Annotated in this window: 37 protein-coding genes; 36 read left to right on the forward strand and 1 reads right to left on the reverse strand. The window is 56.3% G+C overall.

Annotated elements, in window-relative coordinates:
- The first annotated feature begins 151 nt into the window (after nucleotides 1–151).
- The 6 genes from rpsL to P9875_RS03175 all read left to right on the forward strand — a co-directional run bounded on the left by rpsL (nucleotide 152) and on the right by P9875_RS03175 (nucleotide 6,132).
- A complete protein-coding gene (gene rpsL, locus P9875_RS03150; protein WP_010394376.1) occupies nucleotides 152–535 on the forward strand; it encodes a 30S ribosomal protein S12 in 384 nt (127 codons plus the stop codon).
- 152 nt (nucleotides 536–687) lie between these two features.
- Nucleotides 688–1,158, forward strand: coding sequence for a 30S ribosomal protein S7 (gene rpsG / locus P9875_RS03155; protein ID WP_010394377.1), 471 nt, complete (start codon nucleotides 688–690; stop codon nucleotides 1,156–1,158).
- A gap of 108 nt (nucleotides 1,159–1,266) precedes the next feature.
- A complete protein-coding gene (fusA, locus tag P9875_RS03160) occupies nucleotides 1,267–3,372 on the forward strand; it encodes an elongation factor G (RefSeq protein ID WP_034753184.1) in 2,106 nt (701 codons plus the stop codon).
- Between the two features lie 72 nt (nucleotides 3,373–3,444).
- Nucleotides 3,445–4,635: an elongation factor Tu gene (tuf, locus tag P9875_RS03165; RefSeq protein WP_034753125.1), complete on the forward strand. Its 1,191-nt coding sequence runs from the start codon at nucleotides 3,445–3,447 to the stop codon at nucleotides 4,633–4,635.
- A gap of 179 nt (nucleotides 4,636–4,814) precedes the next feature.
- A complete protein-coding gene (rpsJ, locus tag P9875_RS03170) occupies nucleotides 4,815–5,132 on the forward strand; it encodes a 30S ribosomal protein S10 (protein ID WP_010394389.1) in 318 nt (105 codons plus the stop codon).
- A 154-nt stretch (nucleotides 5,133–5,286) separates the two neighbouring features.
- Nucleotides 5,287–6,132: a DUF817 domain-containing protein gene (locus P9875_RS03175; RefSeq protein WP_176387679.1), complete on the forward strand. Its 846-nt coding sequence runs from the start codon at nucleotides 5,287–5,289 to the stop codon at nucleotides 6,130–6,132.
- 19 nt (nucleotides 6,133–6,151) lie between these two features.
- On the opposite strand, the gene P9875_RS03180 is transcribed toward P9875_RS03175, so the two are convergent.
- The gene (locus P9875_RS03180; protein ID WP_278317558.1) at nucleotides 6,152–6,700 is read right to left on the reverse strand and encodes a tetratricopeptide repeat protein; all 549 of its coding nucleotides are present in this window, start codon (nucleotides 6,698–6,700) and stop codon (nucleotides 6,152–6,154) included.
- A gap of 165 nt (nucleotides 6,701–6,865) precedes the next feature.
- On the opposite strand from P9875_RS03180, the gene creB reads away from it, so the two are divergent.
- From creB to rpsK, 30 genes are all read left to right on the forward strand, one after another.
- Nucleotides 6,866–7,591: a two-component system response regulator CreB gene (gene creB / locus P9875_RS03185; RefSeq protein WP_278317559.1), complete on the forward strand. Its 726-nt coding sequence runs from the start codon at nucleotides 6,866–6,868 to the stop codon at nucleotides 7,589–7,591.
- Nucleotides 7,588–9,009 (forward strand): two-component system sensor histidine kinase CreC, encoded by a 1,422-nt coding sequence (creC, locus tag P9875_RS03190; RefSeq protein ID WP_278317560.1) that lies wholly within the window; start codon nucleotides 7,588–7,590, stop codon nucleotides 9,007–9,009. Before creB ends, creC begins: the two co-directional genes overlap by 4 nt.
- 86 nt (nucleotides 9,010–9,095) lie before the next feature.
- A complete protein-coding gene (gene creD, locus P9875_RS03195) occupies nucleotides 9,096–10,487 on the forward strand; it encodes a cell envelope integrity protein CreD (protein WP_278317561.1) in 1,392 nt (463 codons plus the stop codon).
- A gap of 243 nt (nucleotides 10,488–10,730) precedes the next feature.
- A complete protein-coding gene (locus P9875_RS03200) occupies nucleotides 10,731–10,919 on the forward strand; it encodes a hypothetical protein (RefSeq protein ID WP_099378435.1) in 189 nt (62 codons plus the stop codon).
- 67 nt (nucleotides 10,920–10,986) lie between these two features.
- Nucleotides 10,987–11,175: a hypothetical protein gene (locus P9875_RS03205; RefSeq protein WP_035824017.1), complete on the forward strand. Its 189-nt coding sequence runs from the start codon at nucleotides 10,987–10,989 to the stop codon at nucleotides 11,173–11,175.
- A gap of 380 nt (nucleotides 11,176–11,555) precedes the next feature.
- Entirely contained in the window at nucleotides 11,556–12,212 is a 657-nt protein-coding gene (gene rplC / locus P9875_RS03210) for a 50S ribosomal protein L3 (protein ID WP_010394393.1), read from the forward strand.
- 3 nt (nucleotides 12,213–12,215) lie between these two features.
- Nucleotides 12,216–12,836, forward strand: coding sequence for a 50S ribosomal protein L4 (rplD, locus tag P9875_RS03215; protein ID WP_034753197.1), 621 nt, complete (start codon nucleotides 12,216–12,218; stop codon nucleotides 12,834–12,836).
- A complete protein-coding gene (rplW, locus tag P9875_RS03220; RefSeq protein WP_010394398.1) occupies nucleotides 12,833–13,150 on the forward strand; it encodes a 50S ribosomal protein L23 in 318 nt (105 codons plus the stop codon). Before rplD ends, rplW begins: the two co-directional genes overlap by 4 nt.
- Nucleotides 13,150–13,977 (forward strand): 50S ribosomal protein L2, encoded by an 828-nt coding sequence (gene rplB / locus P9875_RS03225; RefSeq protein WP_034753198.1) that lies wholly within the window; start codon nucleotides 13,150–13,152, stop codon nucleotides 13,975–13,977. The genes rplW and rplB overlap by 1 nt, the downstream gene beginning before the upstream one ends.
- Nucleotides 13,978–13,987: 10 nt before the next feature.
- The gene (rpsS, locus tag P9875_RS03230) at nucleotides 13,988–14,263 is read left to right on the forward strand and encodes a 30S ribosomal protein S19 (protein WP_008444295.1); all 276 of its coding nucleotides are present in this window, start codon (nucleotides 13,988–13,990) and stop codon (nucleotides 14,261–14,263) included.
- The gene (rplV, locus tag P9875_RS03235; protein ID WP_170840583.1) at nucleotides 14,260–14,592 is read left to right on the forward strand and encodes a 50S ribosomal protein L22; all 333 of its coding nucleotides are present in this window, start codon (nucleotides 14,260–14,262) and stop codon (nucleotides 14,590–14,592) included. The genes rpsS and rplV overlap by 4 nt, the downstream gene beginning before the upstream one ends.
- Nucleotides 14,593–14,601: 9 nt before the next feature.
- Nucleotides 14,602–15,426 carry a 30S ribosomal protein S3 gene (gene rpsC, locus P9875_RS03240; RefSeq protein ID WP_034753199.1) on the forward strand — a complete coding sequence of 275 codons (825 nt, stop codon included), beginning with the start codon at nucleotides 14,602–14,604 and terminating at the stop codon, nucleotides 15,424–15,426.
- Between the two features lie 2 nt (nucleotides 15,427–15,428).
- Nucleotides 15,429–15,848 carry a 50S ribosomal protein L16 gene (rplP, locus tag P9875_RS03245; protein ID WP_034753201.1) on the forward strand — a complete coding sequence of 140 codons (420 nt, stop codon included), beginning with the start codon at nucleotides 15,429–15,431 and terminating at the stop codon, nucleotides 15,846–15,848.
- A 12-nt stretch (nucleotides 15,849–15,860) separates the two neighbouring features.
- Nucleotides 15,861–16,052, forward strand: coding sequence for a 50S ribosomal protein L29 (gene rpmC, locus P9875_RS03250; protein WP_010394412.1), 192 nt, complete (start codon nucleotides 15,861–15,863; stop codon nucleotides 16,050–16,052).
- Entirely contained in the window at nucleotides 16,049–16,321 is a 273-nt protein-coding gene (gene rpsQ, locus P9875_RS03255) for a 30S ribosomal protein S17 (RefSeq protein ID WP_010394415.1), read from the forward strand. Before rpmC ends, rpsQ begins: the two co-directional genes overlap by 4 nt.
- Nucleotides 16,322–16,574: 253 nt before the next feature.
- A complete protein-coding gene (gene rplN / locus P9875_RS03260; RefSeq protein WP_008444317.1) occupies nucleotides 16,575–16,943 on the forward strand; it encodes a 50S ribosomal protein L14 in 369 nt (122 codons plus the stop codon).
- A 9-nt stretch (nucleotides 16,944–16,952) separates the two neighbouring features.
- On the forward strand, nucleotides 16,953–17,267 hold the full coding sequence (rplX, locus tag P9875_RS03265; protein WP_034753204.1) for a 50S ribosomal protein L24: 315 nt from the start codon (nucleotides 16,953–16,955) through the stop codon (nucleotides 17,265–17,267).
- A 6-nt stretch (nucleotides 17,268–17,273) separates the two neighbouring features.
- Nucleotides 17,274–17,813, forward strand: coding sequence for a 50S ribosomal protein L5 (gene rplE / locus P9875_RS03270; protein ID WP_010394421.1), 540 nt, complete (start codon nucleotides 17,274–17,276; stop codon nucleotides 17,811–17,813).
- A 2-nt stretch (nucleotides 17,814–17,815) separates the two neighbouring features.
- Nucleotides 17,816–18,121 (forward strand): 30S ribosomal protein S14, encoded by a 306-nt coding sequence (rpsN, locus tag P9875_RS03275; RefSeq protein WP_010394423.1) that lies wholly within the window; start codon nucleotides 17,816–17,818, stop codon nucleotides 18,119–18,121.
- 14 nt (nucleotides 18,122–18,135) lie between these two features.
- On the forward strand, nucleotides 18,136–18,531 hold the full coding sequence (gene rpsH / locus P9875_RS03280; RefSeq protein WP_034753208.1) for a 30S ribosomal protein S8: 396 nt from the start codon (nucleotides 18,136–18,138) through the stop codon (nucleotides 18,529–18,531).
- Between the two features lie 10 nt (nucleotides 18,532–18,541).
- Nucleotides 18,542–19,075 (forward strand): 50S ribosomal protein L6, encoded by a 534-nt coding sequence (gene rplF, locus P9875_RS03285; protein ID WP_034778281.1) that lies wholly within the window; start codon nucleotides 18,542–18,544, stop codon nucleotides 19,073–19,075.
- A gap of 13 nt (nucleotides 19,076–19,088) precedes the next feature.
- The gene (gene rplR, locus P9875_RS03290) at nucleotides 19,089–19,451 is read left to right on the forward strand and encodes a 50S ribosomal protein L18 (RefSeq protein WP_010394431.1); all 363 of its coding nucleotides are present in this window, start codon (nucleotides 19,089–19,091) and stop codon (nucleotides 19,449–19,451) included.
- Between the two features lie 9 nt (nucleotides 19,452–19,460).
- On the forward strand, nucleotides 19,461–19,979 hold the full coding sequence (gene rpsE / locus P9875_RS03295; protein WP_010394433.1) for a 30S ribosomal protein S5: 519 nt from the start codon (nucleotides 19,461–19,463) through the stop codon (nucleotides 19,977–19,979).
- Nucleotides 19,980–19,989: 10 nt separating this feature from the next.
- Complete coding sequence (gene rpmD / locus P9875_RS03300) at nucleotides 19,990–20,169, forward strand: 50S ribosomal protein L30 (RefSeq protein ID WP_010394435.1); 180 nt, start codon at nucleotides 19,990–19,992, stop codon at nucleotides 20,167–20,169.
- Nucleotides 20,170–20,199: 30 nt separating this feature from the next.
- The gene (rplO, locus tag P9875_RS03305) at nucleotides 20,200–20,631 is read left to right on the forward strand and encodes a 50S ribosomal protein L15 (protein ID WP_034753211.1); all 432 of its coding nucleotides are present in this window, start codon (nucleotides 20,200–20,202) and stop codon (nucleotides 20,629–20,631) included.
- 32 nt (nucleotides 20,632–20,663) lie between these two features.
- Complete coding sequence (gene secY / locus P9875_RS03310) at nucleotides 20,664–21,998, forward strand: preprotein translocase subunit SecY (protein WP_010394438.1); 1,335 nt, start codon at nucleotides 20,664–20,666, stop codon at nucleotides 21,996–21,998.
- A gap of 18 nt (nucleotides 21,999–22,016) precedes the next feature.
- Nucleotides 22,017–22,235 carry a translation initiation factor IF-1 gene (gene infA, locus P9875_RS03315; RefSeq protein ID WP_005663428.1) on the forward strand — a complete coding sequence of 73 codons (219 nt, stop codon included), beginning with the start codon at nucleotides 22,017–22,019 and terminating at the stop codon, nucleotides 22,233–22,235.
- Nucleotides 22,236–22,277: 42 nt separating this feature from the next.
- Nucleotides 22,278–22,391 carry a 50S ribosomal protein L36 gene (gene rpmJ, locus P9875_RS03320; protein ID WP_010394471.1) on the forward strand — a complete coding sequence of 38 codons (114 nt, stop codon included), beginning with the start codon at nucleotides 22,278–22,280 and terminating at the stop codon, nucleotides 22,389–22,391.
- 14 nt (nucleotides 22,392–22,405) lie between these two features.
- Complete coding sequence (rpsM, locus tag P9875_RS03325) at nucleotides 22,406–22,771, forward strand: 30S ribosomal protein S13 (protein ID WP_046681666.1); 366 nt, start codon at nucleotides 22,406–22,408, stop codon at nucleotides 22,769–22,771.
- Between the two features lie 17 nt (nucleotides 22,772–22,788).
- Nucleotides 22,789–23,193: a 30S ribosomal protein S11 gene (gene rpsK / locus P9875_RS03330; protein WP_010394475.1), complete on the forward strand. Its 405-nt coding sequence runs from the start codon at nucleotides 22,789–22,791 to the stop codon at nucleotides 23,191–23,193.
- Nucleotides 23,194–23,386: the final 193 nt, after the last annotated feature.

The following is a 23,386-nucleotide window of genomic DNA, read 5'->3' on the forward strand; positions in this document are numbered from 1 at the left end:
TCGTTTACGTATTGCTTGGCATTTCATGGCCGCTCCTTATCGAGTGGCTGCGGGCGCCTCCGGTGCGCAGTAGATGAAAGCGGGACGAGGTTTTAGTCGCCGGGCATCTTGCCCGGGTTATTAATCGTAGTTTTTTGTTGGATTTATAACGATGCCAACCATCAATCAATTGATTCGCAATCCACGCGTCGCTTTGACCGTGAAGAGCAAATCGCCGGCGCTGGAAAACAGCCCGCAAAAACGTGGCGTCTGCACACGTGTTTACACCACGACTCCAAAGAAGCCTAACTCGGCTCTGCGTAAAGTCGCTAAAGTTCGTCTGACCAATGGTTTCGAAGTCATTTCGTACATTGGCGGTGAAGGCCATAACCTGCAAGAGCATAGTGTTGTGCTGTTGCGCGGCGGTCGCGTTAAGGATTTGCCGGGTGTGCGTTACCACATGGTTCGCGGTGCCCTGGATACCCAAGGCGTTAAAGACCGTAAGCAATCGCGTTCGAAGTACGGTACCAAGCGCGCTAAAGCTGGCAAGAAGTAATAAGTTGTACGCAGCAAACCCAAGTTTCGCTCAGTGGCAACTAGCTAAGTGAATGTAGTCGACCGCATCTGGTCGAGTAAGTGGAAGACTATGATGGTCGTCCGCGAGTGTGCGAAGAACGCGCGCTCAACTGAAGATTGAAAGGAATTGATATGCCACGTCGTCGTGAAGTACCCAAGCGCGAAATTTTGCCAGATCCAAAATTCGGCAACACTGATGTCGCTAAATTTGTAAACGTGCTGATGCTGTCCGGTAAGAAATCGGTTGCAGAAAACATCATCTACGGTGCTTTCGAGCACATCGCAGCAAAATCGGGTAAAGATCCACTCGAAGTTTTTGCTACCGCAATCAACAACGCCAAGCCGTTGGTTGAGGTGAAATCCCGTCGCGTCGGTGGTGCAAACTACCAGGTGCCGGTCGAAGTTCGCCCAGTCCGTCGTATGGCTCTGTCCATGCGTTGGTTGCGTGAAGCTGCTAACAAGCGCAGCGAAAAATCGATGCCACAACGCCTCGGCGGTGAGCTGATGGAAGCGGCTGAAAGCCGCGGCGGCGCGATGAAAAAACGCGACGAAGTCCATCGTATGGCTGAAGCGAACAAAGCGTTCTCGCATTTCCGCTTCTAATATAAAGCCAGCTACCGCAAGGCGGCTGTCAAGCATCTGTTGTTCGAGGCCGGGCTCATTTTTGCAAAAAAATGCTGCTCGGTTTTGTCCATTCATTTAGGATTAATTATGGCCCGCAAGACCCCCATTGAGCGCTATCGTAATATCGGTATCTCCGCTCACATCGATGCAGGTAAGACGACCACGACCGAGCGCGTCCTGTTCTACACAGGCGTGAACCACAAGCTGGGCGAAGTCCATGATGGCGCTGCCACCACCGACTGGATGGCACAGGAACAAGAGCGCGGTATCACGATTACCTCGGCTGCTGTTACGTGCTTCTGGAAAGGCATGGCAAACAACTTCCCAGCTCACCACATCAACATCATCGACACCCCAGGCCACGTTGACTTCACCATTGAAGTGGAACGTTCGATGCGCGTGTTGGATGGCGCCTGCATGGTTTACTGTGCAGTCGGCGGCGTGCAGCCACAATCGGAAACGGTATGGCGTCAGGCTAACAAGTACAAAGTGCCACGTCTGGCCTTCGTGAACAAGATGGACCGTACCGGCGCCAACTTCTTCAAGGTCTACGATCAGATGCGTTCGCGTCTGAAAGCCAACCCAGTACCTATTCAGATGCCTATCGGCGCTGAAGACGTCTTCACCGGTGTTATCGATCTGGTCAAGATGAAAGCGGTTATCTGGGACGACGCGTCGCAAGGCATGAAGTTTGAATACGGCGACATTCCTGCACACCTGGCCGCTGATGCTGCCAAGTGGCGCGAGAACATGGTTGAAGCCGCTGCTGAAGCGTCGGAAGACCTGATGAACAAGTACCTGGAAGAAGGCGACCTCTCGGAAGAAGAGATCAAGGCTGCCCTGCGTCAGCGTACCATCGCCAGCGAAATCGTTCCAATGTTGTGCGGTACCGCCTTTAAAAACAAGGGCGTACAAGCCATGTTGGACGCGGTCATCGAGTACCTGCCATCGCCAATCGACATTCCACCTGTCCCAGGTCTGGACGAGGACGAGCAGCCAGTCGAGCGTGCCGCTGACGACAATGAGAAATTCTCGGCATTGGCGTTCAAGATCGCAACCGATCCGTTCGTCGGTCAGTTGTGCTTCATCCGTTGCTACTCGGGTACCCTGAATTCGGGCGACTCGGTGTTGAACTCCGTGAAGCAGAAGAAAGAGCGTATCGGCCGTATCGTGCAGATGCAAGCGAACGAACGCGAAGAAATCAAGGAAATGCGCGCTGGCGACATCGCCGCCGTTGTGGGTCTGAAAGACACCACCACTGGCGATACGCTTTGCGACGAGAAAGCCAGCGTCGTTCTGGAGCGCATGGTCTTCCCTGAGCCAGTGATTTCGCAGGCAGTCGAGCCAAAAACCAAGGCCGACCAGGAAAAAATGGGCCTGGCGCTGAACCGCCTGGCAGCAGAAGATCCATCGTTCCGCGTGCGTACCGATGAAGAATCGGGCCAGACCATCATCGCCGGTATGGGCGAGTTGCATCTGGACATCATCGTTGACCGCATGAAGCGCGAATTCAACGTTGAAGCCACCGTCGGCAAGCCACAAGTGGCTTACCGCGAAACGATCCGTAAAGTGTGCGAAGAGTCGGAAGGCAAATTCGTCAAGCAATCGGGTGGTCGTGGTCAATACGGTCACGTGGTTCTGAAGATCGAACCGCAAGAACCGGGCAAGGGCTTCGAATTCGTTGACGCGATCAAGGGCGGTACCGTTCCTCGCGAATACATCCCTGCAGTTGAAAAAGGTGTGCGCGACACGCTGACTTCGGGCGTGATGGCTGGTTACCCAGTCGTTGACGTGAAAGTCACGCTGTTCTTCGGTTCGTACCATGATGTTGACTCGAACGAAAATGCATTCCGCATGGCCGCTTCGATGGCATTCAAAGATGGCTGCCGCAAAGCATCGCCAGTCATCCTGGAGCCAATGATGGCCGTGGAAGTGGAAACGCCGGAAGACTACGCCGGTACCGTGATGGGCGATCTGTCGTCGCGTCGCGGCATGGTGCAAGGCATGGATGAAATTGCTGGCGGTGGCGGCAAGATCATCAAGGCCGAAGTGCCTCTGTCGGAAATGTTCGGTTACGCTACGTCGTTGCGTTCGTCGACCCAAGGTCGTGCGACTTACACGATGGAATTCAAGCACTATGCTGAAGCACCTAAGCATGTGACTGAAGCAATCGTAAGCTCGAAAGCTAAGTAATAGAAGTTCCGGGCCGGCTTTCACGAGAATGCCGGTCCCTACATTTAAATCATTGTTCTAAGGAAGAATAAAATGGCAAAAGGTAAATTCGAACGGACCAAGCCGCACGTCAACGTCGGCACCATCGGCCACGTCGACCACGGTAAAACCACGCTGACCGCTGCAATCGCAACGGTTCTGTCGAAGAAATTCGGCGGCGAAGCTAAAGCATACGACCAGATCGATGCAGCACCAGAAGAAAAAGCGCGCGGTATCACGATTAACACCGCCCACGTCGAGTACGAAACGGAAACGCGTCACTACGCGCACGTTGACTGCCCAGGCCACGCCGATTACATCAAAAACATGATTACCGGTGCTGCCCAGATGGACGGCGCGATCCTGGTGTGCTCCGCAGCTGACGGCCCAATGCCACAGACCCGCGAACACATCCTGCTGGCCCGCCAAGTTGGCGTTCCATACATCATCGTGTTCCTGAACAAGTGCGACCTGGTCGACGACGCAGAGCTGCTGGAACTGGTTGAAATGGAAGTGCGCGAGCTGTTGTCGAAGTACGAATTCCCAGGCGACGACCTGCCTATCATCAAAGGTTCGGCACGTATGGCGCTGGAAGGCAAAGAAGGCGAAATGGGCGTTGACGCGGTTCTGCGTCTGGCCGATGCGCTGGATGCTTACATCCCAACGCCAGAGCGCGCTGTTGACGGTGCTTTCCTGATGCCAGTGGAAGACGTGTTCTCGATCTCGGGTCGCGGTACCGTTGTGACCGGTCGTATCGAGCGCGGCATTGTTAAAGTCGGCGAAGAGATCGAAATCGTTGGTATCACCGATACCGTCAAAACGACTTGCACCGGCGTGGAAATGTTCCGCAAACTGCTGGACCAAGGTCAAGCTGGCGACAACGTTGGTCTGCTGCTGCGCGGCACCAAGCGTGAAGACGTGCAACGTGGTCAAGTTCTGGCCAAGCCAGGCTCGATCAAGCCGCATGCACACTTCACCGGCGAGATCTATGTTCTGTCGAAAGACGAAGGCGGCCGTCATACGCCATTCTTCAACAACTATCGTCCACAGTTCTACTTCCGCACGACGGACGTAACCGGTTCGATCGAGTTGCCAGCAGACAAAGAAATGGTCATGCCAGGCGATAACGTGTCGATCACCGTCAAGCTGATCAACCCGATCGCGATGGAAGAAGGTCTGCGCTTCGCTATCCGCGAAGGCGGCCGTACCGTCGGCGCTGGTGTTGTTGCAAAAATCCTGGCTTAATTCTTAAGCCTGCATAAAAGAAGACGCGTCGTCGCCCGGCGCCCTTCTTTTTATTCAACTGCCGGGGTTGGCAAGCATTTTGGTGCTATCATGTCGACCCTGACGGTTGTTGCGTCAGAAATTCCCGTATGACCTCATTGCCGTGCAAACCGCGCGGTTCGTTCTTTTAAGGAAATATCATGTCGGCACCAAACCAAAAAATCCGTATCCGCCTGAAGGCTTTCGATTACAAACTGATCGACCAGTCCGCTCTGGAAATCGTTGAAACCGCGAAGCGCACCGGCGCTGTCGTCAAAGGCCCAGTACCACTGCCTACCCGTATTCAGCGTTTCGACGTGCTGCGTTCCCCGCACGTCAACAAAACTTCGCGCGATCAGTTCGAGATCCGTACGCACCAACGCCTGATGGACATCGTTGACCCAACGGACAAAACCGTTGACGCGCTGATGAAGCTGGACCTGCCAGCTGGTGTTGATGTCGAAATCAAACTGCAATAATTGTTTTTAAGCAGGCCGGCGGGGTGTCCCGCTGCCTGATGATGGGGCCGGGCCTGCTCACGATCGTGAGTGCGCCCGGCCCCATTGCTATTGGTGCCAGCGCATCTCTGCAAAATCGCTTTACAGTGCCGCAACTGGACGATAAAGTTGCCGCATGCTTAATGCCCTCGATACCCACCTGTTAAATGCAGCTCCCCGTGAGCGCCTGCGCGGCTGGCCGCGTTTCCTGACCGAATTTTTGTATTTCGGCATCAAGGAGGCGAGGTCGTGCCTGTTCGTGGGGCTGTTTTTCGCTGCCGTGTTCCTGGTGCCGCGCGCTGGCCTGTTCGGCCTGCCGCGCTATGACGTGCTGCTGCTGGTGGCGCTGGCGATCCAGGGCGCGATGCTGTGGAGCGGGCTGGAAACGTGGGATGAATTGAAAGCCATCTGCCTGTTTCATGCGGTCGGCTTCGCGCTGGAGGTGTTCAAGGTGTCGGGGACGATCCAGTCGTGGAGCTATCCCGACTTCGCCTACACCAAGGTGTTCGGCGTGCCCCTGTTTTCCGGCTTCATGTATGCGGCCGTCGGCAGCTACATCATCCAGACCTGGCGCCTGCTCGACATGCGGATCCGCCACCATCCGCCATACTGGATGGCGGTGCTGATCGCGCTGCTGATTTACGCCAACTTCTTTACTCACCACTACATCGGCGACTATCGCTGGTACCTGGCCGCCTGCGCGCTGGGCCTGTACGCGCGCACCAGCGTGGTGTTCCGTCCGCTCGACCGCGACCGCAGCATGCCCTTGCTGCTCGGTTTCGTGCTGGTCGGCTTCTTCATCTGGCTGGCTGAAAACATCAGCACCTTCTGGGGCGTATGGCGCTATCCGAACCAGCTTGGCGCCTGGTCGGTCGTGCATGTCAGCAAATGGAGCTCGTGGTCGCTGCTGGTGGTGATGACGTTCACCATCGTGGCCCACCTCAAGCACATCAAGGCCAGCATCCACGTCGCCCAGCCCTAGGCCGGGCACCGGAAGTCTCTTATTGCAGGCTGGCCGCGACGGCTTCAAAGCGCGCGCCCAGTGCCGCCTGCGGACCGCCTTGCAGCTGCTTCGCGTACTGGCGCAGCACTTCCGCCGAATACGTGCGCGAGGCGGGCGACAGCTTCGGCAGCAGCGGCAGCACGCGTTCCAGATAGCCTGTGCCTTCCTGCCATTTGCCTTGCGCTGCCAGGGCCGACGCCAGTTCCACCATGCGCCGGCCGACGCGCGCGTCGCTGCGCGGCTGCGCCGCTTCTTCCGTGGCCAGCGCTTGCCGGTACAACTGCTCCGCTTCCGCATTCTTGCCCTGCAAACGCTTGATGCGGCCCAGGTTGTACTGGCGCTGCGAGAGGATGTCCGCGCTGGCCCCGGCTTGCTCGGCGCTGCGCAGCGCCTGTACGCAAGCCAGTTCCGCTTCGCCAAACTGGCCTTTGAGTTCGGCCGCGTTGCAGGCGTCGTGCTGTTCATTGGAGGTGGTGAGCGTCGCTGGCGCCGCGCAGGCGGCCAGCAGGCTGACGGCGCATAGCAGGCTGATGGTATGGGTCTTCATAGTCTCCTCGGACGGGTGTCAAACACGGTGTATCGGTGGAGTCATGCCGTAATAAATATACTATAAGTTTTTTGGGATGGGCGGCTTTTTGCCAGCGCACGCGATTGACGCCGCTCGCGTGCTTCGGGGATACTCCGGGCTTGTCCATTAATGCGTGCCGCCGCCATGTCCAAGACTGTCCTGATCGTGGAAGATGAACAGGCGATTGCCGACAGCATCGCCTATGCCTTGCGCACGGACGGCTTTACGCCGCGCCATGTGATGTTGGGCGAGCACGCCCTGGCCGCGCTGCGCCCAACGCCCGGCGAAGCCGCGCAGATGCCCGTTCTGGTAGTGCTTGACGTGGGCTTGCCCGACATGAGCGGGCTGGAAGTGTGCCGCCGGCTGCGCCAGTTTTCCGAGGTGCCGGTGATCTTCCTGACGGCTCGCAGCGACGAGATCGACCGTATCGTCGGCCTGGAAATCGGCGCCGACGATTACGTCACGAAGCCGTTTTCGCCACGCGAACTAGTGGCGCGCATCCGCGTCATCCTGCGCCGCGCGGGTGTCGCGCAAGCTCCCCGCGAGACTGGCATGACGATAGCCGCGCCTGCCGCCGCGCCGGCGCGCTTCGAGTTGCGCGCGCTGGAGGCGAAAGTGCTCTTTCACGGCCAGCCGCTGGACCTGACCCGCTATGAATACCTGTTGCTGAAAACCCTGCTCGAGCATCCGGGCCACGTGCTGTCGCGCGCGCAGCTGATGGAGCGCGTGTGGAGCGGGGCGCCCGATACGCTTGAGCGCACAGTCGACGCACACGTCAAATCGCTGCGCGCCAAGCTGCGTGCCGTCGATGCGCAGGTCGATCCCATCCAGACCCACCGTGGCCTCGGCTACAGCCTGGCCGGCGCATGAAGATCGGCCTGCGCATCCTGCTCGGCTACTTCCTGATCGTCGGGCTGGCCGCATGGTTCCTGCTGAATGTCTTCATGGAGCAGGTCAAGCCCGGCGTGCGCTCGACCCTGGAAGACACCCTGGTCGATACCTCGCAACTGCTGGCCAGCCTGGTGGCGCCCGACCTGAAGGCGGGCACGCTGGCGCAGTCGCCCGTGGCCGAACGCATGCAGGATTACGCGCGCCATGGCGTGGACGTGAATATCAATGGCGTGCGCAAGCGCACGCTCGATTACCGCATCACCATCACGGACCGGCACGGCATCGTGCTGTTCGATTCCAGCGGGCGCGACGTGGGGCGCGACTATTCGCGCTGGAATGACGTGTACCTCACCTTGCAGGGCAAGTATGGCGCGCGCAGCACGCGCAGCCGGCCCGACGACGAGATGTCGACCGTCATGCATGTGGCCGCGCCGATTCGCGACGGCAATGAGGTGATCGGCGTGCTGACGGTGGCCAAGCCGAACGCCAGCGTGCAAGCGTTTGTCGAGCGCAGCCAGCGCAAGATATTGCAGCGCGGCGCCATCCTGTTGCTGCTGTCGCTGCTGATCGGCCTGGCATTTGCCTGGTGGCTGCACCATGCGCTGGGCAAGCTGATGCATTACATCGGCGACGTGGAAGCGGGGCGCAAGGTGGCGCTGCCGGCGCTGGGAAAGAACGAGATCGGCACTTTGGGGCGGGCGCTCGAGGCGATGCGCACGCGCCTGGAAGGCAAGGAATACGTGGAGCAGCTGATGCACACCCTGGCGCATGAATTGAAAAGCCCGATCGCCGCCATCCAGGCCTCGGCCGAGCTGCTGCAGGAAGACATGCCGCCGGCCGAGCGCCGCCAGTTCCTTGCCAGCATCCTGGAGCAGAATGCGCGCCAGCGGCAACTGATCGACAAGCTGCTGGCCCTCGTGCGCGTGGAAAAACAGCAACGGCTGGATCACCCTGAGCGCATCGCGCTGGCGCCCCTGCTGGCGCAAGTGGCGCAGGACGCGGCCGCCACCCTGGCGGCGCGCGGCGTGCGCCTGCAGTTGCAGGCGGAAGAGGGCAGTGTGGCCGGGGACGCCTTGCTGCTGCGCCAGGCGCTGGGCAATTTGCTCGACAACGCGGCCGGCTTTGCGCCACCGGGCAGTTGCATCGACCTGACGGCGCGGCGCCAGGGCAGTCAGGTGGAAATTGCCGTGCGCGACCGTGGCGCGGGCATCCCCGCGTATGCGCTGGAACGCGTCTTCGAGCGTTTCTATTCCCTGCCGCGCCCGAGCGCCGGCAAGAGCACGGGCCTGGGCTTGCCCTTCGTGCGCGAGGTGGCCTCGCTGCATGGCGGCACGGTCGAAGTGCTCAATCATGCGCAGGGCGGCGCCTGCGCGCGCCTGTGCCTGCCACTAGCCTAGCGCACTTTATTTTCCCGCTTCACACGGACTGCATCGTCAGCGCATACAGCTTTTTTACACTGGCGCCCTTACTTCAAGGATGCGCCATGCAAAAAACTCTGTTAGTCAAAGCCTTGATCGTGTTCGGCCTGATGCTGCTGATCGGCCTGCCTTTGCTGATGATTCAGGAAACGATCAAGGAGCGGATGGAATTCCGCCAGGAAGCCGTCAACAGCATCGCCGCCGATTCGGTGCGCGAACAAACCATCATCGGTCCCATCCTCGTGATCCCGTATGTGGAGCAATATGACGAGCGGGTCGAGATCGCCGTCGACAAGGAGCAGAAAGGCAGCGTGCCGGCGCAGACGCAGGTGCAGCGCCGCGTCATGCAGCGCCGCTTGCTGGTGTACCCGAACCTCTTGCTGCAGGAAGGCACCATCGAGACCGACCGCCGCTACCGTGGCATCCACCAGGTGCTGGTGTACAGCGGCCAGCATGCGTTCAAGGGCGACTTCACGGTGCCCAGTCTTGAGCAGTTGCCGCGCAAGACGCCGGACGCGCGCGTGACCCTGGGCGAGCCGTTTGTTGCCTTGTCCATCGAGGACGTGCGCGGCATCCGCAACATCCCGAAAATCGACTGGGGCGGGCGCCAGATCGAATTCGAACAGGGCACCGACCTGTTTGCCTTCCGCAGCGGCCTGCATGCACCCCTGGGCGCCATGCCGCTGGCGCAAGCGCAGCAGGTGAAATTCAGTTTTGACCTGGGACTGGACGGCATCGAACGCCAGCATTTCGTGCCGGTGGCGAAAAATAGCCAGATCAGCATCAAGTCGAACTGGCCCCATCCGCAGTTTGGCGGGCGCTTCCTGCCGTCGCCGAAACACCGCCAGATCAATGCCGAGGGCTTTCAGGTCGAATGGAATATCTCGTCGCTGGCCAGCAATGCGCAAACGCAGCTGAGCACGATCGAGGGCGAGTTCAAGGTGCCCGACAGCGCACCGCTGGGCCAGGTGGACCGTTTCAGCGTCGGCTTCATCGAGCCGATCAATGTGTATTCGCAGTCGGACCGGGCCACCAAGTATGGCTTGCTGTTTGTGGCGTTGACGTTTGCCGCCTTCTTCATCTTCGAGATCCTGAAGAGTCTGCCGATCCATCCCGTGCAATATCTGCTGGTGGGCCTGTCGCTGGTGATCTTCTTCCTGCTGCTGGTGGGCCTGGCCGAGCATATCGCTTTCCTTGCCGCTTACCTGATCGCCAGCGCCGCCTGTATCGCGCTGACCAGTTTTTACCTGGCGCATGTATTGCACAACGCCTGGCGCGGCATCGGCTTCGGCGTGGCGCTGACCATGCTGTATGGCGCCCTGTACGGATTGCTGAACTCGGAAAACAATGCGCTGGTGATGGGCAGCATCCTGCTGTTCGCCGTCCTGGCCGCCATCATGGTGGCGACGCGCAAGGTTGACTGGTATCAGATTGGCAAAGGAGCGCCGCAGGAATAGGGGCCATCCGGGCGCCATGCGCCTCCGCATTTGCAGCCAGCCATGACGGTGATATGTCCTGGCTGGCTTTTTATTTGGCCGGGAGGAACGTGGCACAATAATTGGTAGTTGGTTGGTATTGTTTACGGTATTCTATTGGCATTGCTTTTTAGGCAATGGCGGGCGCCGTGGCGCCGGCCCGGGGCGGTGCGAGGATGGCGTGTCGTCCTGGTTGTTGTTCCATCTGATAAACGGAGATGAAATATGATCAAGAAGACGATGGCTTTCCTGTTTGCGCTGGGCCTGAGCGCCTCGTATGCATTTGCCGCCGGCGATGTCACGCAGTGCTATAGCGAGTGCGGGCAGAAGGTGGCCAATTGCCGGGCGCACCTCGGTGGCAGCCCCATCTGCGAGGACTTGTACGAGCATTGTCTGGCCAATTGCCAGAAGTAAGCACCTGCTCCCGGCAGCTTGCCTGGGTACGCTTTGATTCCTGAAAAAAACACAATTGGAGACATGCATGTACAAGAAAATCGCGGTATTCCTGTTTGCCATCGGCTGCAGCGCCTCGTATGCCATGGCTGGCAATGATTGCACGCTGGAGTGCGCCATCCGGGCCAATACGTGCTCGGGCGGCATGCCCGGTTCGGCCTCGAGCCCGATTTGCGAGATGGTCTACCAGCATTGCATCGAGCAGTGCAAGGTCTGAGCTGAGTCGCCCTCCGCCCGGCGCCAGGCCTGATACAGGAGGGCAGGATGGAGGAGGGCAAGGGGCGCGTACGCCGTGTACGCGCCCTTGTTGTTTCCGCGGCTGCCACTGACTTGCCGCCGGTGGCGCCCGGTGCGGCAGGCCGCATGCCGCCGTGCTTTGCTGCCGTTAAATTGCCTTGCGGCAGCGTTTTTCAGGCGCGCCGACAACTCCCGCAGGGGCGTCTTGCAACACTTTGACATACCTCGTGTTAACTTGTTGCGTCAAGGGTTTTTGTGCTATATACTAGCCGGCTTCGGTATGGATTCGTCTTTTTTGAGTCCTACGTTACTTTGTAGTTAAACAAGCCCCGCCCAATCGCAGGTGGGAATGGAGAAAAAATGAGCCTAGGCCTTCTCGGTCGCAAGGTTGGTATGATGCGCATTTTCACGGATGAAGGGGATTCGATTCCTGTCACCGTGTTGGACGTATCGAACAACCGTGTTGCGCAAATCAAAACCCCTGAAACAGATGGTTACTCCGCTGTTCAGGTCGCATTCGGTCAACGTCGCGCTTCCCGCGTGACCAAAGCTGTTGCTGGTCATCACGCTAAAGCTGGTGTTGAAGCCGGTACTCTGTTGAAAGAGTTCCGTGTCGACGCTGCCAAAGCCGCTGAACTGAAAGCTGGCGATGTTGTCGCTGCTTCCCTGTTCGAAGTCGGTCAAAAGATCGACGTGCAAGGCGTTACCATCGGTAAAGGCTATGCAGGCGTTATCAAACGTTACCACTTCGCTTCTGGCCGTGCAACGCACGGTAACTCGCGTTCGCACAACGTTCCAGGTTCCATCGGTATGGCACAAGATCCAGGTCGCGTTTTCCCTGGTAAGCGCATGACCGGTCATCTGGGTGACGTTAACCGTACGATCCAGAACCTCGTGATCGCCCGTATCGATGCCGACCGTCAGCTGTTGCTGGTCAAAGGCGCGATTCCAGGTGCGAAAAATGGCCAGGTAGTTGTCTCGCCAGCCATCAAAACCAAAGCCAAGAAGGGAGCTTAAACGATGGAACTCAAGCTTCTGAATGCGCAAGGTCAAGCCGCCTCGAACGTTGCTGCAGCCGATACGATTTTCGGCCGTGACTACAATGAAGCGCTGATCCACCAAGTCGTCATCGCTTATCAAGCGAATGCACGTAGTGGTAACCGCAAGCAAAAAGACCGTGAAGAAGTTCACCACACGACGAAAAAGCCATGGCGCCAAAAAGGTACCGGCCGCGCTCGTGCTGGTATGTCGTCGTCGCCACTGTGGCGCGGCGGTGGTCGGATTTTCCCGAACTCGCCTGACGAAAACTTCACCCACAAAGTGAACAAAAAGATGTATCGCGCAGGTATCTGCTCGATCCTGTCGCAGCTGGCTCGCGAAGAGCGCCTGATCGTCATCGACGATCTGACGATCGACGCGCCAAAAACCAAGCTGCTGTCGCAAAAATTGAACGGCCTGGGCTTTGATTCGGTTCTGATCATCACCGACGTTCTGAACGAAAACCTGGAACTGGCATCGCGCAACCTGCCTAACGTACTCGTCGTTGAGCCACGTCACGCAGACCCGATGTCCCTGGTGTTCTACAAGAAGATCCTGGTCACCAAAGCTGCATTGGCCAAGATTGAGGAGATGCTGGCATGAGCGCGATTTTGAAACATAGCGAAGAACGCTTGATGAAGGTGCTGTTGGCGCCCGTGATTTCCGAAAAGGCCACCATGGTCGCGGAAAAGAACGAGCAAATTGTATTCCGCGTACTGCCGGATGCAACCAAGCCTGAAATCAAGGCAGCGGTCGAACTGCTGTTCAAGGTTGAAGTTCTGTCCGTGCAAACTGCAAACCGCGAAGGTAAGCAAAAGCGCACCGGCAAGTTCAACGGTCGTCGTAACCATACCAAGCGTGCTTTCGTGTGCCTGAAGCCTGGCCAGGAAATCAACTTCTCCGAGGAGGCTGCATAATGGCACTCGTTAAGATGAAACCAACCTCGCCAGGCCGTCGCGGCATGGTGAAGGTGGTGAATGCCGACCTGTACAAAGGTCGTCCATTCGCTGCCCTGGTTGAAAAGAAATCCAAGACCGCTGGTCGTAACAACAACGGTCACATCACCACCCGTCATATCGGTGGTGGTCATAAGCAACACTACCGCTTGATCGACTTCAAGCGCACCAAAGATGGTATTCCAGCGAAAGTGGAACGTATCGAATACGATCCAAACCGCACCGCGAATATCGCTCTGCTGTGCTACGCCGACGGCGAACGTCACTACATCATCGCAACCAAAGGCATGGCCGTTGGCGACAGCGTGATGAACGGTTCGGAAGCACCGATCAAATCGGGTAACTGCTTGCCAATCCGTAACATCCCAGTCGGTACCGTGATGCATTGCGTCGAAATGCTGCCAGGTAAAGGTGCCCAAATGGCACGTACCGCCGGCGCTGGCGTTGTGCTGATGGCACGTGAAGGTACCTACGCTCAAGTGCGTCTGCGCTCGGGTGAAGTACGTCGCGTGCACATCGAGTGCCGTGCAACGGTTGGTGAAGTCGGCAATGCCGAGCACAGCCTGCGTAAAATCGGTAAAGCTGGTGCGATGCGCTGGCGCGGTGTTCGTCCTACCGTTCGCGGTGTGGTCATGAACCCGGTCGATCACCCGCACGGTGGTGGTGAAGGTAAAACAGCAGCTGGTCGTCATCCAGTTTCGCCATGGGGCCAACAGACCAAGGGTAAGAAAACACGCAGCAACAAGCGTACGACTTCCATGATCGTCTCGCGCCGCGGCAAGAAATAAGGGGTAGCACATGACACGTTCATTGAAAAAAGGGCCGTTCTGTGACGCCCACCTGGTGAAAAAAGTTGAAGCCGCGCAAGCAGCCAAAGACAAAAAGCCAATCAAAACCTGGTCGCGTCGTTCGACAATCATGCCTGACTTCATCGGCCTGACGATCGCGGTTCATAACGGCAAGCTGCACGTGCCGGTTTATGTTTCCGAAAACATGGTTGGTCACAAGCTCGGCGAATTCGCACTGACCCGTACGTTCAAGGGCCATGCAGCTGACAAAAAGGCTAAGAAATAATGGAAACTAAAGCTATCCTCAAAGGTGTGCGCCTGTCGGACCAAAAGGGCCGCCTGGTTGCTGACCTGATCCGTGGCAAGAAAGTTGACGCTGCACTCAACATCTTGCAATTCAGCCCGAAAAAAGGTGCTGCGATCATCAAGCGTGTTCTGGAATCGGCAATCGCCAATGCGGAACACAATGATGGCGCGGACATCGACGAATTGTTCGTGAAAACGATCTACGTCGAAAAGGGCCCGGTCCTGAAGCGCTTCACCGCGCGTGCAAAAGGCCGTGGCGACCGTATTTCGAAACAATCCTGTCACGTTTACGTGACTGTCGGTAACTAAGGAGCCACGATGGGTCAGAAAATTCATCCAACCGGTTTCCGTCTGGCGGTCACCCGTAACTGGGCTTCGCGCTGGTATGCAGGCAACGGTAATTTCGCTGCCATGCTGAACGAAGACTTGAAAGCACGTGCTTACCTGAAAAAGAAACTGAAGAACGCTTCCGTTGGCCGCATCGTTATCGAGCGCCCAGCCAAGAACGCGCGCTTCACGATCTACAGCTCGCGTCCAGGCGTGGTCATTGGTAAAAAAGGCGAAGACATCGAAGTACTGAAGTCCGCGCTGACCAAGATCATGGGCGTACCTGTTCACGTGAACATCGAAGAAATTCGCAAGCCAGAAATCGACTCGCAACTGATCGCCGATTCGATCGCTCAGCAGCTGGAAAAACGGATCATGTTCCGCCGCGCCATGAAGCGTGCAATGCAAAATGCAATGCGCCTGGGTGCTCTCGGTATCAAGATCATGTCGTCCGGCCGTCTGAACGGTATCGAAATCGCGCGTAAAGAGTGGTACCGCGAAGGCCGCGTGCCTCTGCATACCCTGCGCGCCGATATCGACTACGGTACCAGCGAAGCGTCGACCACCTACGGCATCATCGGTGTCAAGGTGTGGGTATACAAAGGTGACCGCGCGCCTAACGGCGATGCACCAGTCATCGATACCCCAGCTGACGAGAAGAAAAGCCGCGGCCCACGCCGTGACGATGGCAAGCCAGCTGGCCGTCCACGTCCAGCCGGTGCCGGTGCGAAACCATCCACAGCACCAGGTGCACGTGTGCGTACCGCCGCTAAACCGGCCGCCGCAGCAGCACCAGCTGAGAAAGCAGGAGAATAATCATGCTGCAACCAGCACGCAGAAAGTATCGTAAAGAGCAGAAAGGCCGTAATACCGGTATTTCGCACAGCCGCGGCACCGCCGTGTCGTTTGGCGAATTCGGTCTGAAGGCAGTTGCGCGCGGTCGTATCACTGCGCGTCAAATTGAAGCGGCGCGTCGTGCAATGACGCGTCACATCAAGCGCGGTGGCCGTATCTGGATCCGTATTTTCCCGGACAAACCGATTTCGAACAAACCGGCTGAAGTCCGTATGGGTAACGGTAAAGGTAATCCTGAGTACTACGTCGCTGAAATTCAGCCAGGCAAAGTACTGTACGAAATGGATGGCGTTGATGAAGCGCTGGCACGGGAAGCATTCCGTCTTGCCGCCGCTAAACTGCCACTGGCGACGACGTTTGTCATCCGCCAAGTCGGCCAATAATTGGAGTTGTATATGAAAGCATCTGAACTCCGCGGCAAGGACCAGCCAGCTCTGCAAAAAGAGCTGAATGACCTGTTGAAGGCACAGTTCGGCCTGCGCATGCAAATCGCTACGCAGCAGCTGAGCAACACTTCGCAGCTCAAGAAGGTACGCCGCGATATCGCGCGTGTGAAGACGGTAATGAATCTGAAGGAAGCCAAATGAACGAACCAGTGAAACAGTCGCTCAAGCGCACGCTGATCGGTAAAGTGGTTTCGGACAAGATGGACAAGACCGTTACCGTTCTGATCGAGCGCCACGTAAAACATCCTTTGTATGGCAAGATCATCATGCGCTCGAACAAGTATCACGCGCATGACGAGACCAACCAAGTCAAGGCCGGTGACACGGTCGAGATCCAGGAAGGTCGCCCGATCTCCAAAACGAAGGCATGGACGGTGACACGTGTGGTTCAAGCCGCACCAACCGTTTAAATAAAAACCACCGTTTCGGCGGTGGCTTTTAATTAGTACTTGCAGGCCCGCAAATTGTATGTAATACTTGCGGGCTTCGTTCATGTAACGCCGCAAAGTGTCTGGCCACAGACAGTAGCATTCGCGGTCAGTTGATGTATGAAGGTCATGCACCCAAACAGTGAAGCCCAGCAGGGCGGCTCTGGCGGGACCAAGACTGACCGTGGGTCTACATTGTGTGGATTCTTCGGCTTAAGTTGGGAAAGAGAATACTATGATTCAAACTGAAAGCCGGCTCGAAGTGGCTGACAATACCGGTGCCAAAGAAGTAATGTGCATCAAGGTATTGGGCGGCTCCAAGCGCCGTTATGCTGGCATTGGCGATGTGATCAAGGTAACCGTTAAGGTTGCTGCGCCACGTGGCCGTGTCAAAAAAGGTGAAATTTATAACGCCGTGGTTGTGCGCACCGCTAAAGGTGTTCGCCGCCAAGACGGTTCCCTGGTGAAGTTCGACGGCAATGCCGCCGTTCTGTTGAACGCCAAGCTGGAACCGATCGGTACCCGTATTTTTGGACCTGTCACACGCGAACTGCGTACTGAGAAGTTCATGAAAATCGTGTCCCTGGCACCGGAAGTCCTGTAAGGAGTCGTAATGGATAAGATTCGTAAAAACGACGAAGTCATCGTTCTGACCGGGAAAGACAAGGGCAAACGTGGTGTGGTACAGCAGCGTATCGATGCTGAACATATCGTGGTTGACGGCATTAACATCGCTAAAAAAGCGACTAAGCCAAACCCGATGACTGGCGTAACTGGTGGTATCGTCGATAAGACCATGCCAATTCACGTGTCCAACGTTGCATTGTTTAATGCAGCGACTGGCAAGGCAGATCGCGTGGGTTTCAAAGAAGTGGACGGCAAGAAAGTTCGCATCTTTAAATCCTCCGGCGAAGTAGTGAAGGCTTAAGAAATCATGGCACGTCTCCAAGAATTCTATAAAGAAAAAGTCGTTGCCGACCTGACCAGCAAGTTTGGTTACAAGTCGGTAATGGAAGTTCCACGCCTGACCAAGATCACCCTGAACATGGGTGTTGGTGAGGCTATCGCGGATAAAAAAGTTCTCGAGCACGCAGTTGCTGACTTGACCAAGATCGCCGGCCAGAAGCCAGTGACCACCAAGTCCCGCAAAGCGATCGCAGGCTTCAAAATCCGTGAAGGTTACCCGATCGGTACGATGGTCACCCTGCGCGGCGCTCGCATGTACGAGTTCCTGGATCGCTTCATTACCGTGGCTCTGCCGCGCGTACGCGATTTCCGTGGTGTGAACGGCCGTGCATTTGATGGTCGTGGCAACTACAACATCGGTGTCAAGGAACAGATCATTTTCCCTGAAATCGAATACGACAAGATTGACGCGTTGCGCGGTATGAATATCAGCATCACGACAACCGCTAAGACCGATGACGAAGCCAAAGCTTTGCTCGCCGCCTTTAAATTCCCTTTCAGGAACTGATCATGGCCAAACTGTCACTGATTAATCGTGAGATCAAGCGTGCTGACCTGGTGGCGAAATTCGCCCCTAAGCGCGAAGCTCTCAAGGCCATCGTCGATGACCAATCGAAATCGGAAGAAGAGCGCTACGAAGCTCGCCTGAAATTGCAGGCGCTGCCACGTAACTCGAACCCGACGCGTCAACGTAACCGTTGCGCCATCACTGGTCGTCCGCGCGGCACATTCCGTAAATTCGGTCTGGGTCGTATCAAGCTCCGTGAATTCGCCATGCGTGGTGAAATTCCGGGTATGACAAAAGCAAGCTGGTAATAGGAGAATATGCAATGAGTATGAGCGATCCTATCGCCGATATGCTGACCCGCATTCGCAATGCACAAGGCGTGCAAAAGACGACCGTGGCCATGCCATCGTCGAAAGTCAAAATTGCGATTGCCAGCGTCCTGAAGGACGAGGGTTACATTGAAGATTTCGCTGTTGCCGAAGCTGGTGGCAAAGCGGAACTGAAAATCGGTTTGAAGTATTATGTTGGCCGTCCCGTCATTGAGCGCTTGGAGCGCGTGTCCCGTCCGGGTCTGCGCGTCTACAAGGGTAAAGACGAGATCCCTGTTGTGATGAATGGCTTGGGTGTGGCGATCGTGTCGACTCCGCAAGGCGTCATGACTGACCGCAAAGCACGCGCTACCGGTGTCGGCGGCGAAGTTATTTGCTACGTGGCTTAAGGAGTTACACATGTCTCGAGTAGCTAAAATGCCTATCGTAGTGCCAGCTGGCGCCGAAGTCGCCATCTCCGCACAAGCGATCACCGTAAAAGGCCCGCTGGGCGTACTTTCCCAGGCCCTCACCGGCCAGGTCAAAGTGGAAAACAATGCAGGAACCCTGAGTTTCGACGTGGCGAACGACAGCCGCGAAGCCAATGCCATGTCCGGCACGCTGCGCGCACTGGTCAACAACATGGTTGTTGGCGTCACCAAGGGTTTCGAGAAAAAGCTGAACCTGGTAGGCGTGGGTTACAAGGCGCAAGCTCAAGGCGACAAGCTGAATCTGTCCCTGGGTTTCTCGCACCCTGTAGTGCATGACATGCCAGCTGGCGTTACCTGCGCAACACCAACCCCGACCGAGATCCTGATTAAAGGTATCGACCGTCAACAGGTTGGCCAGGTAGCCGCTGAAGTTCGTGCTTACCGCGCTCCTGAGCCTTATAAAGGCAAGGGCGTTCGCTATGCGGACGAAGTGGTTAAGCTTAAAGAAACCAAGAAGAAGTAATTAGGGGCTGACGATGGATAAGAAAGAATCACGGCTTCGCCGCGGACGCCAAACCCGCATCAAGATTGCGGAATTGAAAGTAAATCGCTTGTCGGTGCATCGCACCAACCTGCACATTTACGCCAACCTGATCAGCCCGGACGCTAAAGTCCTGGTTTCGGCCTCGACGGCTGAAGCGGAAGTTCGCGCTGAACTGGCAGGCCAATCCGGCAAAGGCGGCAATGCCGCTGCTGCAGCCTTGATCGGCAAGCGCGTCGCTGAAAAAGCGTTGAAAGCAGGGATTACCGAAGTTGCGTTTGACCGCTCCGGTTTCCGTTACCACGGCCGTGTGAAAGCGTTGGCAGAAGCCGCACGCGAAGCCGGTCTGAAGTTCTAAGGATCAATCATGGCAAAAATGCAAGCAAAAATGCAAAGCGACAAGCCGGATGATGGCATGCGCGAAAAAATGATCGCGATCAACCGCGTGACCAAAGTGGTCAAGGGTGGTCGTATCATGGGTTTCGCCGCGCTGACCGTAGTTGGTGATGGCGATGGCCGCGTCGGCATGGGCAAGGGCAAATCGAAAGAAGTGCCAGTTGGCGTGCAGAAGGCAATGGAAGAAGCCCGTCGCAACCTGATCAAAGTACCGCTCAAAAACGGCACCTTGCATCACACGGTTGTTGGTCGTCACGGCGCCTCCAAGGTCCTGATGAACCCAGCTAAGCCTGGTACTGGCGTTATCGCTGGTGGCGCAATGCGCGCTATCTTCGAAGTGATGGGCGTGACGGACGTGGTGGCGAAATCCACCGGTTCGAACAACCCATACAACCTGGTACGCGCTACGCTGGACGGCCTGTCGAAAATGAGCACTGCTTCCGATATCGCTGCCAAACGCGGCAAGTCGGTCGAAGACATTCTGGCTTAAGGTGGACAAAATGACAAATACAGTCAAAGTGCAATTGGTCAAGGGCTTGATCGGTACGCGCGAATCGCATCGCGCTACTGTGCGCGGTCTGGGTCTGCGTCGTGTAAATTCGGTTTCCGAATTGCAAGACACCCCATCCGTACGCGGCATGATCAATAAAGTATCGTATCTCGTTAAAGTTGTCGGGTAAGCCTTCGGGCTTACACGAACGGAGCAAATCATGGAATTGAATACTATTGCACCAGCCGAAGGCGCTAAGCACTACAAGCGTCGCGTCGGTCGCGGTATCGGCTCCGGCCTGGGTAAAACCTCGGGTCGTGGTCACAAAGGTCAGAAATCGCGTTCGGGCGGCTTTCATAAAGTCGGTTTCGAAGGCGGTCAGATGCCTCTGCAACGCCGTCTGCCTAAGCGCGGTTTCAAATCGATGCACGCAACCTTCAAAGCTGAAGTGCGCCTGTCCGATCTGAACAACCTGGCTGTTGGCGATGTCGACATTCTGGTCTTGAAGCAAGCTGGCGTTCTGGGCGTGTTGGCCCGTGACGTGCGCGTGATCTTGTCCGGCGAAATCACCAAAGCGGTGAATTTGAAGGGCTTGAAAGTGTCCGCTGGCGCGAAAGCAGCCATCGAAGCAGCCGGCGGCTCGGTAGCCTGAGTTGACCGCTAACAGCTTGATCGGAGCGAAAATTGGCGACTAATCCACAACTTGCTAAAAGTGCAGCGGCCGGTTTCCCTTGGGGACGGCTCTGGTTTTTGCTTGGCGCATTGGTGGTTTATCGTATCGGTGCTCACGTCCCGGTTCCCGGGATTGACCCGACACAATTAGCCTCGCTGTTCAAGGAGCACGAAGGCGGCGTCCTGGGCATGTTCAACATGTTCTCGGGCGGTGCCTTGTCTCGTTTTACAGTGTTTGCGCTGGGTATCATGCCTTATATCTCGGCCTCGATCATCATGCAATTGCTGTCGATCGTGTCACCGCAGATGGAAGCGTTGAAAAAAGAAGGCGAAGCAGGTCGTCGCAAGATCACCCAGTACACCCGGTATTTCACGGTTGCCCTGGCACTGTTCCAAGCGTTAGGCATTGCAGTCGCACTGGAGTCGCAAGCTGGTCTGGTGTTGGAACCTGGTCTTGCATTCCGCTTCGTGACGGTCGTCACTTTGTTGACCGGAACAATGTTTTTGATGTGGTTGGGTGAGCAAATTACCGAGCGTGGTTTAGGTAATGGCATCTCGATCATCATTTTTGCCGGGATTGCAGCAGGTCTGCCGTCGGCGTTGGGTGGCTTGTTCACTCAAGTGTCGAATGGTTCGATCGGCAGCTTCAGCGCGATTTTCATCGTGATCCTGGTAGCACTGGTAACGTACTTCGTCGTATTCGTCGAACGTGGTCAGCGCAAAATATTGGTCAACTACGCGAAGCGCCAGGTAGGCAACAAGATTTATGGCGGTCAAACCAGCCATTTGCCGTTGAAGCTGAACATGGCCGGCGTGATCCCGCCGATCTTTGCTTCTTCGATCATCTTGTTCCCGGCCACTATCGTGGACTGGTTTTCAAAGGGCGCCGACAACGCTAACCCTGCGGTGCGGTTCTTGAAAGATTTGGCAGCATCGATGGGGCCTGGTGAGCCTATCCATGCGCTGTTGTACGCAGTGGCGATCGTGTTTTTCTGTTTCTTCTATACAGCGCTGGTGTTTAACAGCAAGGAAACAGCGGATAACTTGAAGAAAAGCGGTGCGTTCATTCCCGGGATCCGTCCAGGCGAGCAGACAGCCCGTTACATCGACAAGATCCTGACACGCTTGACACTTGCCGGCGCAGTCTACATCACCCTGGTGTGTTTATTGCCGGAATTTATGCAAGCCCAGTGGAAAGTACCATTCTATTTCGGCGGTACTTCTTTATTGATTATTGTAGTTGTCACCATGGATTTCATGGCGCAAGTACAGAACTACGTGATGTCGCAGCAATATGATTCGCTGCTGCGCAAAGCAAATTTCAAGGGCGGAATTCCGACGCGTTAAGCGCGGTAAACATACCGAATGGCAAAAGACGACGTCATACAGATGCAGGGCGAGATTCTTGAGAATCTCCCAAATGCAACATTTCGAGTGAAGCTGGAGAACGGACACGTGGTGCTCGGGCATATTTCAGGTAAAATGCGGATGAACTATATTCGCATTCTCCCTGGAGACAAGGTGACGGTGGAGTTAACGCCGTACGACCTGAGCCGAGCCCGCATTGTGTTCCGTACCAAGTAACACACTGAATCAAACCAAAGAAGCGAAAGAAAGAGCCCAAAAATGAAAGTTCTCGCATCAGTCAAGCGGATCTGCCGCAACTGCAAGATCATCAAGCGCAAAGGCGTAGTCCGCGTTATCTGCGTGGAACCACGTCACAAGCAGCGTCAAGGTTAATCGAGGAATAACAAATGGCACGTATTGCAGGGGTTAATATCCCAAATCATCAGCATACCGTTATCGGCCTGACGGCCATCTACGGTGTGGGCCGTCCACGCGCAGAGAAAATCTGTGCATCGACCGGTGTAGCAACCAACAAAAAGATCAAAGATCTGGATGACAGCGAACTGGAAAAGCTGCGCGATGAAGTAGGTAAATTCATCGTCGAAGGCGATCTGCGTCGTGAACTGTCCATGAACATCAAGCGTTTGATGGATCTGGGTTGCTACCGCGGCATGCGTCATCGTAAGGGTCTGCCTTGCCGTGGCCAGCGTACGCGTACGAACGCACGTACCCGCAAGGGACCGCGTAAAGCCGCTCAATCGCTGAAAAAATAATCCGCTAGGGAATAATTATGGCTAAGTCGCAAAATAACGCCGCATCAGCACGCGTGCGTAAAAAAGTTAAAAAGAACGTCGCTGAAGGCATCGCACATGTCCACGCTTCGTTCAATAACACCATCATTACCATCACCGATCGTCAAGGCAATGCCTTGTCGTGGGCTACCTCCGGCGGTGCAGGCTTCAAGGGTTCGCGTAAATCGACCCCATTCGCAGCGCAGGTCGCCGCGGAAGCCGCTGGTAAAGTGGCTGTTGAGTGTGGCGTCAAGAACCTGGAAGTACGTATCAAGGGCCCAGGTCCTGGTCGTGAATCCGCCGTTCGCGCGCTGAACAACCTGGGCATCAAGATCACCGAGATCCAGGACGTGACGCCGGTACCGCACAACGGTTGCCGTCCACCGAAACGTCGTCGTATCTAAGATAGTGTTGCAGAGGGCGCTTCGGCGCCAGCTGCTTTGCTGTCTGTTGTAACTCAGTACAGTTGTGTGAAAACGCTGGAGCAGGGAGCCGGAAACGGTTATACTGCCCGGCTGTTCTTGCCTGTCAAATCCTGTTTGACGGGTTTTTCGTTTTCAGCCACCGTCTGATTGAAACCAAATCAGACTAGCGCCT

Source organism: Janthinobacterium rivuli (assembly GCF_029690045.1).
In the GTDB taxonomy this organism is placed as follows: domain Bacteria; phylum Pseudomonadota; class Gammaproteobacteria; order Burkholderiales; family Burkholderiaceae_D; genus Janthinobacterium; species Janthinobacterium rivuli.

Excerpts from the sequence above, each read along its gene's own strand:
- P9875_RS03175 (WP_176387679.1), top strand. The coding sequence starts at position 5,287 with ATGCTTAATGCCCTCGATACCCACCTGTTAAATGCAGCTCCCCGTGAG.
- infA (WP_005663428.1), top strand. The coding sequence starts at position 22,017 with ATGGCAAAAGACGACGTCATACAGATGCAGGGCGAGATTCTTGAGAAT.
- rpsE (WP_010394433.1), top strand. The coding sequence starts at position 19,461 with ATGGCAAAAATGCAAGCAAAAATGCAAAGCGACAAGCCGGATGATGGC.
- rplC (WP_010394393.1), top strand. The coding sequence starts at position 11,556 with ATGAGCCTAGGCCTTCTCGGTCGCAAGGTTGGTATGATGCGCATTTTC.
- rpmD (WP_010394435.1), top strand. The coding sequence starts at position 19,990 with ATGACAAATACAGTCAAAGTGCAATTGGTCAAGGGCTTGATCGGTACG.
- rpsQ (WP_010394415.1), top strand. The coding sequence starts at position 16,049 with ATGAACGAACCAGTGAAACAGTCGCTCAAGCGCACGCTGATCGGTAAA.
- rplD (WP_034753197.1), top strand. The coding sequence starts at position 12,216 with ATGGAACTCAAGCTTCTGAATGCGCAAGGTCAAGCCGCCTCGAACGTT.
- rplF (WP_034778281.1), top strand. The coding sequence starts at position 18,542 with ATGTCTCGAGTAGCTAAAATGCCTATCGTAGTGCCAGCTGGCGCCGAA.
- rpsG (WP_010394377.1), top strand. The coding sequence starts at position 688 with ATGCCACGTCGTCGTGAAGTACCCAAGCGCGAAATTTTGCCAGATCCA.
- rpsC (WP_034753199.1), top strand. The coding sequence starts at position 14,602 with ATGGGTCAGAAAATTCATCCAACCGGTTTCCGTCTGGCGGTCACCCGT.
- rpmJ (WP_010394471.1), top strand. The coding sequence starts at position 22,278 with ATGAAAGTTCTCGCATCAGTCAAGCGGATCTGCCGCAACTGCAAGATC.
- rpsN (WP_010394423.1), top strand. The coding sequence starts at position 17,816 with ATGGCCAAACTGTCACTGATTAATCGTGAGATCAAGCGTGCTGACCTG.
- rplW (WP_010394398.1), top strand. The coding sequence starts at position 12,833 with ATGAGCGCGATTTTGAAACATAGCGAAGAACGCTTGATGAAGGTGCTG.
- creC (WP_278317560.1), top strand. The coding sequence starts at position 7,588 with ATGAAGATCGGCCTGCGCATCCTGCTCGGCTACTTCCTGATCGTCGGG.
- rpsS (WP_008444295.1), top strand. The coding sequence starts at position 13,988 with ATGACACGTTCATTGAAAAAAGGGCCGTTCTGTGACGCCCACCTGGTG.
- rplR (WP_010394431.1), top strand. The coding sequence starts at position 19,089 with ATGGATAAGAAAGAATCACGGCTTCGCCGCGGACGCCAAACCCGCATC.
- rpsL (WP_010394376.1), top strand. The coding sequence starts at position 152 with ATGCCAACCATCAATCAATTGATTCGCAATCCACGCGTCGCTTTGACC.
- rpsJ (WP_010394389.1), top strand. The coding sequence starts at position 4,815 with ATGTCGGCACCAAACCAAAAAATCCGTATCCGCCTGAAGGCTTTCGAT.
- fusA (WP_034753184.1), top strand. The coding sequence starts at position 1,267 with ATGGCCCGCAAGACCCCCATTGAGCGCTATCGTAATATCGGTATCTCC.
- tuf (WP_034753125.1), top strand. The coding sequence starts at position 3,445 with ATGGCAAAAGGTAAATTCGAACGGACCAAGCCGCACGTCAACGTCGGC.
- rplX (WP_034753204.1), top strand. The coding sequence starts at position 16,953 with ATGGATAAGATTCGTAAAAACGACGAAGTCATCGTTCTGACCGGGAAA.
- rplO (WP_034753211.1), top strand. The coding sequence starts at position 20,200 with ATGGAATTGAATACTATTGCACCAGCCGAAGGCGCTAAGCACTACAAG.
- P9875_RS03180 (WP_278317558.1), bottom strand. The coding sequence starts at position 6,700 with ATGAAGACCCATACCATCAGCCTGCTATGCGCCGTCAGCCTGCTGGCC.
- rplB (WP_034753198.1), top strand. The coding sequence starts at position 13,150 with ATGGCACTCGTTAAGATGAAACCAACCTCGCCAGGCCGTCGCGGCATG.
- rplE (WP_010394421.1), top strand. The coding sequence starts at position 17,274 with ATGGCACGTCTCCAAGAATTCTATAAAGAAAAAGTCGTTGCCGACCTG.
- rpsH (WP_034753208.1), top strand. The coding sequence starts at position 18,136 with ATGAGTATGAGCGATCCTATCGCCGATATGCTGACCCGCATTCGCAAT.
- rpmC (WP_010394412.1), top strand. The coding sequence starts at position 15,861 with ATGAAAGCATCTGAACTCCGCGGCAAGGACCAGCCAGCTCTGCAAAAA.
- P9875_RS03205 (WP_035824017.1), top strand. The coding sequence starts at position 10,987 with ATGTACAAGAAAATCGCGGTATTCCTGTTTGCCATCGGCTGCAGCGCC.
- rpsM (WP_046681666.1), top strand. The coding sequence starts at position 22,406 with ATGGCACGTATTGCAGGGGTTAATATCCCAAATCATCAGCATACCGTT.
- rplN (WP_008444317.1), top strand. The coding sequence starts at position 16,575 with ATGATTCAAACTGAAAGCCGGCTCGAAGTGGCTGACAATACCGGTGCC.
- P9875_RS03200 (WP_099378435.1), top strand. The coding sequence starts at position 10,731 with ATGATCAAGAAGACGATGGCTTTCCTGTTTGCGCTGGGCCTGAGCGCC.
- rpsK (WP_010394475.1), top strand. The coding sequence starts at position 22,789 with ATGGCTAAGTCGCAAAATAACGCCGCATCAGCACGCGTGCGTAAAAAA.
- creB (WP_278317559.1), top strand. The coding sequence starts at position 6,866 with ATGTCCAAGACTGTCCTGATCGTGGAAGATGAACAGGCGATTGCCGAC.
- rplP (WP_034753201.1), top strand. The coding sequence starts at position 15,429 with ATGCTGCAACCAGCACGCAGAAAGTATCGTAAAGAGCAGAAAGGCCGT.
- creD (WP_278317561.1), top strand. The coding sequence starts at position 9,096 with ATGCAAAAAACTCTGTTAGTCAAAGCCTTGATCGTGTTCGGCCTGATG.